Origin of the sequence: Rhodobacter capsulatus, from assembly GCF_005144475.1 — a bacterium.
Classification (GTDB): domain Bacteria; phylum Pseudomonadota; class Alphaproteobacteria; order Rhodobacterales; family Rhodobacteraceae; genus Rhodobacter; species Rhodobacter capsulatus_C.
This window is the reverse complement of the sequence record NZ_SWJZ01000113.1, coordinates 1-9,643: the sequence shown is the minus strand read 5'-3', so window position 1 is coordinate 9,643 and position 9,643 is coordinate 1. Positions and strand designations below refer to the sequence as shown.

At 59.9% G+C, this 9,643-nt stretch carries 10 protein-coding genes; 5 read left to right on the top strand and 5 right to left on the bottom strand.

Annotated elements, in window-relative coordinates; translation table 11 throughout:
• Positions 1-89 precede the first annotated feature (89 nt).
• Positions 90-1,529, bottom strand: coding sequence for an IS1182 family transposase (locus tag FBT96_RS19070; protein WP_136909470.1), 1,440 nt, complete (start codon positions 1,527-1,529; stop codon positions 90-92).
• Positions 1,530-1,907: 378 nt separating this feature from the next.
• Here FBT96_RS19070 and FBT96_RS19065 point away from each other — a divergent pair, with 378 nt between their 5' ends.
• The 4 genes from FBT96_RS19065 to FBT96_RS19050 all read left to right on the top strand — a co-directional run bounded on the left by FBT96_RS19065 (position 1,908) and on the right by FBT96_RS19050 (position 6,855).
• Positions 1,908-3,146: a nucleotidyltransferase domain-containing protein gene (locus FBT96_RS19065; protein WP_136909468.1), complete on the top strand. Its 1,239-nt coding sequence runs from the start codon at positions 1,908-1,910 to the stop codon at positions 3,144-3,146.
• Positions 3,146-4,864 carry a ThiF family adenylyltransferase gene (locus tag FBT96_RS19060; RefSeq protein ID WP_136909466.1) on the top strand — a complete coding sequence of 573 codons (1,719 nt, stop codon included), beginning with the start codon at positions 3,146-3,148 and terminating at the stop codon, positions 4,862-4,864. The genes FBT96_RS19065 and FBT96_RS19060 overlap by 1 nt, the downstream gene beginning before the upstream one ends.
• Positions 4,854-5,342 carry a Mov34/MPN/PAD-1 family protein gene (locus FBT96_RS19055; RefSeq protein WP_136909464.1) on the top strand — a complete coding sequence of 163 codons (489 nt, stop codon included), beginning with the start codon at positions 4,854-4,856 and terminating at the stop codon, positions 5,340-5,342. The genes FBT96_RS19060 and FBT96_RS19055 overlap by 11 nt, the downstream gene beginning before the upstream one ends.
• A gap of 370 nt (positions 5,343-5,712) precedes the next feature.
• Positions 5,713-6,855 (top strand): SAVED domain-containing protein, encoded by a 1,143-nt coding sequence (locus tag FBT96_RS19050; protein WP_136909462.1) that lies wholly within the window; start codon positions 5,713-5,715, stop codon positions 6,853-6,855.
• Between the two features lie 322 nt (positions 6,856-7,177).
• On the opposite strand, the gene FBT96_RS19045 is transcribed toward FBT96_RS19050, so the two are convergent.
• The 3 genes from FBT96_RS19045 to FBT96_RS19035 form a co-directional block, all read right to left on the bottom strand.
• The gene (locus FBT96_RS19045) at positions 7,178-7,456 is read right to left on the bottom strand and encodes an SH3 domain-containing protein (protein ID WP_136909460.1); all 279 of its coding nucleotides are present in this window, start codon (positions 7,454-7,456) and stop codon (positions 7,178-7,180) included.
• Positions 7,457-7,518: 62 nt separating this feature from the next.
• Positions 7,519-7,866, bottom strand: a complete 348-nt coding sequence (locus tag FBT96_RS19040) for a thiol-disulfide oxidoreductase DCC family protein (protein WP_136909458.1) — start codon at positions 7,864-7,866, stop codon at positions 7,519-7,521.
• 91 nt (positions 7,867-7,957) lie between these two features.
• The gene (locus tag FBT96_RS19035; RefSeq protein ID WP_249306572.1) at positions 7,958-8,836 is read right to left on the bottom strand and encodes a LysR substrate-binding domain-containing protein; all 879 of its coding nucleotides are present in this window, start codon (positions 8,834-8,836) and stop codon (positions 7,958-7,960) included.
• A gap of 165 nt (positions 8,837-9,001) precedes the next feature.
• On the opposite strand from FBT96_RS19035, the gene FBT96_RS21095 reads away from it, so the two are divergent.
• Positions 9,002-9,151, top strand: coding sequence for a DUF1127 domain-containing protein (locus tag FBT96_RS21095; protein WP_212635412.1), 150 nt, complete (start codon positions 9,002-9,004; stop codon positions 9,149-9,151).
• An 84-nt stretch (positions 9,152-9,235) separates the two neighbouring features.
• Here FBT96_RS21095 and FBT96_RS20910 read toward each other — a convergent pair whose 3' ends face one another.
• On the bottom strand, positions 9,236-9,610 hold the full coding sequence (locus tag FBT96_RS20910) for a hypothetical protein (RefSeq protein WP_249306574.1): 375 nt from the start codon (positions 9,608-9,610) through the stop codon (positions 9,236-9,238).
• Positions 9,611-9,643 lie beyond the last annotated feature (33 nt).

The following is a 9,643-nucleotide window of genomic DNA, read 5'->3' as shown; positions in this document are numbered from 1 at the left end:
TAATGATCGCAATGGCCGCGAGCATCGTCACGCTGACATGGATCAAACCCCTGGATAGGTCAAAGTCGCCCTGACCGGACGCTTACCGATCACCTTTGGATCGCAGCCATCAACCCCGGCATGCCCAGCAAGGAGATCATTCTCTTGATGTCATAGGCCAGCACGTTCAACGCCATTTCCGTGCCCACCCCTTGAAACCGCTTGGTCAGGAAATGGCATGGCCCGGTCCAGGCTTTGATCGTTCCGAACGGATGCTCTACGGTTGACCTTCGCACCCGCATCGGCGCGCCGGCGCTGCGTCGGCGCGCATCCGATGCCTCGACCAGATGTTCGTGCTCCCACCGCGAAACCCGTCGTTCGGAGCCCGTCGTGCAACGGCTCTTGATCTCGCAGCGTGAACACCCGCCGCGCCAATAACGTCGCATCTGCAGCCCCTGCTGCTCGGTGGTCGTGCGATAGGGCAAAGCCTGCCCGGCCGGGCATCGATAGACATCGGCATCGGGCTCGTAGGCGAAGTCCGCCTTGACGAAATGCCCTTTCAATCTTGCGCCGGAGGTATCCGACCGCGGCACAGTCGCGATGATCTTCGCTTGGTGGCAGGCAAGGATTTCCCGGCCGCTGAAATACCCCTTGTCGGCGAGAATATGCAGATCATCGCGCTTCAGCACGGCCTTTGCGCGCATGGCCATTGCGGCCAGAAGATCCCGGTCATGGCCCTGGTTCGTCACCTCATGAGTCACGATAAGATGCGTCTCGGCGTCAACAACGGTCTGCACATTATAGCCGACGTGACCGCTGTGCTGCGCGCGCGTTGCCATCGCACGGGCATCTGGGTCGGTCAGCGAAATCTGCCCGTCCGGCGCATCGTTCAGCGCCTTTTCCATCGCCAGCAGACGTTCGATCTGCTGACGAATGCCGTGATATCGCCCCTTCAGATGGGCCGCACGCTCGGCCCGCGCCGCGCCGGTTTCCTGACGGTCGATCCGGTCAGCCTCCTCGATGTAACGACCGACCTCGGTTTCCAGATGCGCCAAACGGCTGGCAATCTTCGCCTTGGTGAAGTTCCGATCCCGGTTGTTCACCGCTTTGAATTTACTGCCATCCACGGCCACGCAGTCGCCTTTCAATATGCCGACCCGGCGGCACAGCTCGACAAACTGGGCGCAGGTCTTGCGAATGGCCGTGCCGTTCTGGCGGCGGAACTCGGCGATGGTCTTGTGATCTGGCACCAGGCGGCCAGTCAGCCACATCACTTCGACATTGCGCCCGGCCTCGCGTTCCAGGCGGCGGCTGGACGGGATCCGGTTCAGATAGCCATAGATGAACAGCTTGAGCAGCACCGCCGGATGGTACCCAGGCCGCCCGGTTCGCGCCGCAGCGTGGCGCAGGAAGCCCAGGGAAGCCAGATCAAGCTGCTCGACGAAGAGATCGACGACGCGGACGAGATGGTCCTCGCCGATCCAATCCTCCAGCCGCTCAGGGAAAAGCGTTGTCTGGTCGCGGTTCAGACCTTCGATGAAACCTGACATGCCAGACCTCCAAAACTCGAGGAATTGTAGCAGATTCAGGGGGTTTTGACACAGCCTCCGCCCATCACGTTGGTCGTGGCCTCGTAGACATGGTCGGCCCTCACCGAACACTCGACCTCTACCAATGCTGCGTGGCAGCAAACCTAGAAGCCGACGTTCGATTGACACCGCAGCAAAGTCTAGGGGAGGATGGTAGCGATCCGTCCACGGACGTGACTCTCTCATGGTGCGTTTGCAGCTCCCGCCGCCGCTATTCGTGGCAGGTGTAAATCTCAAGGCTGCTTGCAAGAAAGGCGATGTTTGATCGGGCACAGCCGTTGAAAATTCGCCTCAAAGTTGATATCTTGTGACCGAGAGAATTTGGATGCGAGGTTTAGTATGAATGCGGGTGCGGGCATAGGTTACGGGTATAACGTCGCGATTGAAAAGCTCGCTGAAGAATTGGCTGTACCGCAGGATCGCTTCGAGCAAGTCGAAAGACGCTACAAGGACCTCGGTGATTTTTTGCATCGCGACGAGTCTAAGGTTCGCGTCTTCGATCCCGAAGTCTATATCCAGGGCTCTTTTGCGCTCGGCACTCCGATCAAGCCGACTTCCAAGGATGAAGACTACGATCTCGACATCGTTGTCTCGTTCCGGTCTCTGACGAAGGCGCAAATTTCCCAAGCAGATCTGCGCGCTCTTCTGCTGGCCGAGCTCAAGGCGTATCGCGATGCGCGAGGGATCAAGAATGAGGTAAGTGATGAGCCTAGAAGATGCTGTACCTTGATCTACGCGGATGGTGCGCAATTCCACATGGACGTATTGCCGGCTGTGCCGAACGAGGCAAACATGCGTGCCGTTCTTTCTTCCTACCTCGCGGATCAGGCGCTGGCGGAAGGTGCAATTGCCATCACCGATAAAGACAAGACTAGCACGTACCGGATCATCACAGATGATTGGCCCCGAAGCAATCCCAGGGGCTTTGCCGCATGGTTCAAGTCAAGGCAGATCGAACAGCTAAATGAACGTCGCAGGGCATTCCTCGACGCCCAAGGTAAAGTGACAGCGAGTGTGGAGGACGTCCCGGTATTTCGGGTGCGAACACCTCTCCAGTCAGCCATCATGATCTTGAAGCGTCACAGGGATGAGTGGTTCGCGGAGCAGGATCCGGACCTGAAGGTTATCAGTGTGATCCTCACGACGCTCTCGACTCATGCCTATGCAGGCGAAGCAAGGGTGTCGGATGCAATTGCCAAGATTCTGAGGGACATGCATCTCGCAATCGAAGAACGGAATGGGGTGTCGTGGATCGCCAACCCTACGGACCCTTCAGAGAATTTTGCGGATCGGTGGGAAAAGTTTCCCGAGCGCCGGGACTCCTTCTTTGCTTGGCTTGAGGCTGCTCGAACGGATTTTGGTGCCGTTCAAAGGTTCAGTGATACGAATATTGTTTTGAATGAGCTCTCAAGAAATCTTGGCAGCACCCTTGTTGAAGGTGCTCGATCGAGGGTAGCGGCATCCGCGGGTTCACGTGCGGCATCCGTGGCTCCTGCCGCTGCGGCCGGGGCTTCTGCGCCGGGTCTCGTTTTTGGTAGTGAAAATCGGAGGCCGACGGAGCCAAAAGGTTTTGGTTGATGGAGTTCTCAGCCAGCGAGACGCGGCTAATCCGTGAGTGTGAAGAACTCGCCGGTCTAGCTGCGGCATCAGATTGGCTGGAAGAACCCCAATTCGGCAAGAACGCGGATGGTCTACTGACTTGGTCGTTTGTTCTGCTTACTGGTGATCGCCGCATTCCGTTGCGGCTTGTTTTTCCAGCACTCTTTCCAGATTTGCCCCCATTTGTGCTTCCAGCCGACAGTTCAGTCCGGCTATCGCAGCACCAATACGGTGAGGGTGGCGAACTATGCCTCCAGTACAGACCGGATAACTGGCATCCCGACTGCAAGAGCACGGATGTAGTAAGGAGTGCCCAAGCACTCCTCGAAGCAACACCAAAGGACGATGGTTTCTCGGACGTGGAAAGCGATCATCCGGCTGACTTGCCCTCGCTGCTCTCGGGGTGTTCCCGGCGCTTCATGCTACCGCCTGATACCGCCCGCCTCTTAAGGTTGCGCCTTGCCGGACACGCAACCGATATTCATATGACTTTGGAGTGCCGGGGTGGGGCTTCGGAAGTCCTTGTTGCTCGCATTGCGAGTATCGGGCTGGATTCTGGCTTGAGCGTGCCGATTGATGGTGCGGGATTTGGGGGAAGGGTGATCCCTGGGGTCCTATATAGATTACCCGACATTCGGCATATTCCAGATCTGCAGCCCGAAGAACTGAAGGGGCTCTTGTACCAGTACCTGCCTTCATGGCTTCGCAAATGGGTAGAAGATGCCGGCGACATGTTGGTCGTCATCTCAAATGGCAAGCGAGAGGTATTGCTGCGCGTTCGGCACAACGGATCGAAACGAAAGATTGACCTATTTCAGACCTTTGAACCGCCGAAGGCTAGAGAGCGCCGAGTCCACGGGAAGATGTTTCGAGAATCTAGCATCTGCATCATCGGCGCAGGTTCGCTGGGATCAAAAGTGGCCGCCAGTCTTGCGCGCGATGGCGTCGGTCATTTCATATTGCTCGACAATGACGTTCTTTGGTCCGACAACTTGGTTCGAAACGAACTCGATGAAATGGATGTCGGGCATCACAAGGCGGTCTCTCTTAAGCACAGATTGCTTCGCATAAATCCGGCAGTGAAAGTCGGTGCCTTGGGTATGAGTCTGACGTCTCAATCCGCTGTCCAGCACATTGCTCAGTTGAGCGAGATCATCAGCTCTTGTGATCTCGTCATCGACACGACGGCTGATAGCGGAGTGTTTCGAATGGCAGCGGCCATTTGCACGCAAAAGTGTAAACCTCTCGTATGGGGACGTGTCTATGCGGGTGGCCTCGGAGGTTTGATTGCGCGAAGTATTCCATCTGAAGATCCGCCACCGCTGATCGCTGCATCTCAATTGCGAGCATGGTGCGACGAGAAAGGCATGGCACCGCCAGAGGGCCGCGAGCACAATTACGGGGTGCAAGGTGATGACGAAGATGAGCCCTTATTCGCTTCTGACGGCGATGTAGGCGTCATTGCCAATAGGCTGGTACGTCACGCCCTGGACGCCCTCGCAACCACAGAGATGAGAGTTCATCCGGAACCTGCATACTTTATCGGGCTTCGCAAAGGCTGGATCTTTGATCATCCCTTTGACACCCACCCAATCATTTTCGGTCCTCACGAAGGATGGGTAAAAGCCAGCACAAGTTGTGCAGAAGAGGGCGTTGAACGCGTCATGACTCGCCTTGGAGTGCAACATGACGCTTAGCCTCACAGTCCCGCGCTCGCAGCTTGCGAACTTGCAGATCTACCTAGCGCAAGGCGGCAAGCGCGAAATCGGCGGTTGGCTGGTTGCAGAACAGATAGCTCCGGGAGAATTTGAGCTCGTCGGTTTAACTGTCGATCTTGAGACGGGCACACGTGATCGTTTCGATAGTCTGCCTGAGCCGCACTCAAAACAGATGGATAGGATCTTGCTGGAGAACAGTGGTCGCGTTGGTCGGGTTGACTATCTTGGCGAATGGCACTCGCACCCGACATTCCCACCAATACCAAGCAAAATCGACTTAACCTCTATGATGCATATGGTAGAAAACAGCGGGCCCTCGTTTGCAGCGTTGGTCATCGTGCGTCTAATGCGCAACGCCTCGATTCAGGCGACCATCACCACGTTTCAACGTGGCCAAATGCCAGAGGTCGGTCGACTGATCATTGCAGATGCAGTTCCAGATGCTGGATTTAAATAAGGCTGGCGGTCGCCGGAGTTTTAGCATCATTCGATGGTCGGGTAATCGTTGGCTAATTGTTTTACCATTCAAACATCAACTACTGCGCCGGCGTTATTCAAAATGGAGCGGAAAATTTTCTAGCTAAAATACCGCAGCATTGTAGTCTATGTTTAGAGGCGGACACGACGGTGACTGGGGGTTTCAAGGACTACTGGCAGGCTGTGAACATCGGGCGGGATGCCGAGGATGCGAATTGCCCCGCGCGGAGGTTTCAGCTCGGACGTGGCGGTTCGAGGTGGTCTGCCCCATTCTGAGACCGCCCTCTATCGCGGCCAGCACAGCATCAAGTGTTTCATCGTGAATATTGGCTAATTCGGAGGCTGAAAACATGTCTTTCTGGCGCAAACATGGTGACCGGTTTTTTGATGGATTGATCACTTTTATCTTTCGAACCCCGTCCTGGCCTTCGAGGTTGCTGCGTGCCGGTGTCACATTGATCGTCGCCGGGCTGAGCGTCGGCGGGCTGGCCGGTGATCTTTCTTGGATCGATGCGGACCGCGTCCTGCGCCTGACTGTGCAGGCGGATGGCGGCGGGTCGTCTGTCTACTGGTCACAGATCACCGTCTTCCTCGGCATTCTGCTCGCTACTGTGGGGGTTATCCTTGGTGTGATAGATCACATCGCTGACCGGCGGCAGCTCAGGAAGCAGAGTGTGGTTGTCCTGGAGCACCGCGGGTTGCACCAGACTGTTGATACCCCTCTTGCCTCTGCCGTGCCGAAACGCCTGAAAGGCCGTATCGATGTCTTGCCAGTCGACCACCGGCAGTCGACCTCAACGAGTCAGATCAGCAGTCCCGAAGATGCGCTCTCGCAGATTGCCGGGTTGCGGCAACAGCTTCGTCAAAAGCGTGATGCGGCAGGTCCTGGCAACGTCAGGCTGGTCTACGGCGGCATGGCCCCTGTTCCGCTGACGTTCCTGACCGGTATGATGGTTGGCAATGAAGCCGGTCTCACAGTGATGGACTGGGATCGTTTCGCAGAAAAATGGCGCGAACCTGACGGCGCAGATGACGGAGACCGGTTCGTCGTTTCCGGGATGGACGGCCTGAAGAACGGTATTCCGGAGGTAGCATTGGCCGTCGCTGTTTCCTACCCGTCGGACGCAGACGGCATCAGGGCGACTCTCGGTGAGATGCCTCTGATCCGCCTCGCTTTGCCAAATCTGAGCACAACGGCGCACTGGTCTGCCGACAAACAATCATCCATGGCGAAAGACTTCACGGATATTCTGGGCGATCTCATGGCGAAAGGGGTCAAACGCGTTCACCTGTTCATCGCAGCCCCCAACAGCGTTGTATTCACTCTGGGCCGACACCTCGATGACAGGCTGCATCCCGAAGTGCTGGTCTACCAGTACGAGCGCTCGGCATCGCCACCATTTCCTTGGGCGGTTAAGATGCCGACCCATGGGCAGAGTGCCGCGCAGATCGTCAGAAGTGGCGCGATACCAATTCCTCCTGCAACCACCTGACCATTTACTGGTGTCTTGCGGCGCGCAATGAACAATTGATCAGTGAACATGTCTTCTTGAGCACGGAACGCTGCGGAAGAGGAACTCCTGAGCGGAAGGCTCACGCCACACTGAAGGTCCGTTTCGGGCGTTGAAGACACGGCCGATTCCGCTCTGCCGCAAGTCCGCTGTCCGCCCTCTGTGACGGGGCGAAGTTTCTCGCAGTGCCCGCACAAGGTGGCGGAATGACCGGCAGAGGCATCTCACCGTGAAGTGCATCAGCGGCGGCTTCGGATGACTGCGCCAAGACGGGTTATCTGCGGTTCAGGGCCGGGTGCGTCTGTCAGCGATGCGCCAGATACTCGGACGCGACATAGCCCGAGAGGTTTGGCCTGTCGGTGAGGGAGACCCGACACCAGACCTTGCCCGCCCGTGTCACACAAGCACCTCGGGTAAGGCGGGTGCCATCGGGCAGGCCGATGAGGATCTTGTGATCGAGGCCCGGGCCGTCGCGCAGTTTCAGAAGATCGTCGGGCCCGGCCCCCTTGACCACGGCGCCGTTCCCGGGCGCGCAACCGGCCGCGATCAGCGGGGCGAAAAGGGCGGCAAAAGGAAGGCGCATGATCTGTCCTGAGCTGTTTTCCCAAGCCATAGGACATCCTTGCGCGCGCCGAAAGCTGGGCGTCATCGAAAAAGCCTTTGCAGCCGGGGGCGCAGGCGCAGGAAGCGGCAATAGGCGGCCTCGAAAGCCGGGGCGAGGGGCGGCCACCCGGCCATCAGGCCAAGCGGGCGCAGGATCGGAACCGCCCGCCACATTGCGCCAAAGGCTGCCGCGCCCGAGAGCAGGCGGCCGTTTTCCTCGGCGTGAAAGCGGGCGAGCAGGTCCGCGCGGTCGATCGGGCAGGGGGCGTCAGGGCTGTGCAGATCGACGAAGCGGATCGCCCCGCGCCGGTCGAGCCGCCGCATCAGCGCGATTTCGCGTTGGCACAGCGGACAGCCGCTGTCGAACCAGACCGTCAGAGAAGGTGCCATACGGGCCTCGCTTTGCCAGAGGGGACCGGCTGAGAGATGGGCAGGGTCTTGCGGCGGTCAAGCCCGGTGCAAGTCGCTCGCCGCTTCGCCCTCAGCCCGCCGCCTCGCGGCCGATCCAGTCGCAGAAAGCGCGGGCTTTTTTCGGTGCATCTTCGCGGCGCACTGCCACATAGGAGAGCCCGGAGGGTAGAAAGCCAAAGGGCGCGATCAGCCGCCCGGCGGCAAGATCGTCGGCCACATGCGGTTCGGGGGCGAGGGCGACGCCAAGCCCGGCACCGGCGGCCTCAAGCATGAAGTAGAAATGCTCGTAGGGCGCACCGCCCTCGAGCGCCGTGCAGCCGCTGCGGGCGCACCAATCGGCCCAGGCATTTGGCCTTGTGCGAGCCCAGAGGCGAGGCGCGCGGGCGAGATCGGCGGGGGAGCGCAAGACCAGTCTTTCGGCCAGGGCGGGCGCGAGCACCGGGCCGAACCGCTCGGCGAAGAGCGGGGTGACATGGGTGCCCTCGGGCAGATCATGGTCGGTCACCCGGATCGCGACATCGTAGCGGCCCCGGCTGAAGTCGCAGGGCGCATCGGATTGCGACAGCCGCACTTCGAGGCCGGGATGGGTGGCGGTGAACCGGCCGAGCCGCGGGATCAGCCAGCGCAGGGTGAAAGTGCCAAGGCAGGAGACGTCGATCACACCGCCCGCGTCGTCGCGCAGCGCCGCAACGCCCGCCTCGATCTCGCGAAAGCCGCGGCCGAGGCGCTCGGCCAGGGCGGCCCCCGCCTCGGTCGGCACCAGACCGCTGCGGGTCCGCACGATAAGCTGCGCGCCGAAGCACTCCTCGAGAAGCCGCACCTGTCGGCTGATGGCGCCGTGGGTCACGCCCAGCTCCTCGGCGGCGCGGGTCATGCGGCCGTGGCGGATCGCAGCCTCGAAGGCGCGCAGGGCGGTGAGCGGCGGTAGCGACACGGGCGGGACCGACAAGCTGTGAGATTTGCTCACAGAAGCTCGGCCAAGACGTCGTTTGTCAAGAGGCGCGTGCGGAGGCAGGGTGCGCGCATGTCACATCTCTCCGCGCCCCCGCCTGTCTGCGAAACGCCCCCGACGTGCCATCCTGCGCAGCTCGGGCCGTTCGGTACCTTGCGCCTGTTGCACCGCCTCGCGCTCTGGCATCGCCGCGCCCGCAGCCGCGCGCGGCTGGCCCGGCTTGGGGCAGAGGCGCTCGACGACATCGGGCTGAGCGAGGCAGACCGCCGCGCCGAATGCGGGCTGTGGTTCTGGCAGGGCAGGGATCGGTGAGAGGCGCGACCGGTGGCGATCGCATCGGGAGGCTTGCTCAGACAGTTCAGGCGAAGAAAAGTTGTGGGCGTGACGCAGGCTGTCCTAGTAATCAACCTGCTCGAACCCGTAGCCGCCCTCGTGATCGCGCCACTCGATGAAAACGGATCGCTTGTATATCTCCGGGCAGTGGCTGCCGTCCGGAGTGCTGTAGTCTGTCCAGCCTTCCAGGCCTTCGAATGCGGCAGGGAGAGCGGCGACGGAGGAGCCACGCCAGCCGAAATTGCCCTGGATGCCGTATGAGCCGACACGGACGCGCTGGCTTTGATTGCAGGTGTCGTTGTCCCCTCCTATCCAGTGCTGCCGGGCGATTTCGACACTGAACACGCGGATGGAGCGCACGAAGTCGAACTCGGGGCCGCTGATGTCGGCATCTGCGGTTTGGTTTCCATCGGAGTATTCGCCGGTCGCAACCTGCACCAGCTGATCGACGAGCTTTGCCTCGCTCGGCGG

Coding starts and splice junctions, on each gene's coding strand:
- FBT96_RS19070 (WP_136909470.1), bottom strand. CDS start 1,529: ATGTCAGGTTTCATCGAAGGTCTGAACCGCGACCAGACAACGCTTTTC.
- FBT96_RS19065 (WP_136909468.1), top strand. CDS start 1,908: ATGAATGCGGGTGCGGGCATAGGTTACGGGTATAACGTCGCGATTGAA.
- FBT96_RS19060 (WP_136909466.1), top strand. CDS start 3,146: ATGGAGTTCTCAGCCAGCGAGACGCGGCTAATCCGTGAGTGTGAAGAA.
- FBT96_RS19055 (WP_136909464.1), top strand. CDS start 4,854: ATGACGCTTAGCCTCACAGTCCCGCGCTCGCAGCTTGCGAACTTGCAG.
- FBT96_RS19050 (WP_136909462.1), top strand. CDS start 5,713: ATGTCTTTCTGGCGCAAACATGGTGACCGGTTTTTTGATGGATTGATC.
- FBT96_RS19045 (WP_136909460.1), bottom strand. CDS start 7,456: ATGCGCCTTCCTTTTGCCGCCCTTTTCGCCCCGCTGATCGCGGCCGGT.
- FBT96_RS19040 (WP_136909458.1), bottom strand. CDS start 7,866: ATGGCACCTTCTCTGACGGTCTGGTTCGACAGCGGCTGTCCGCTGTGC.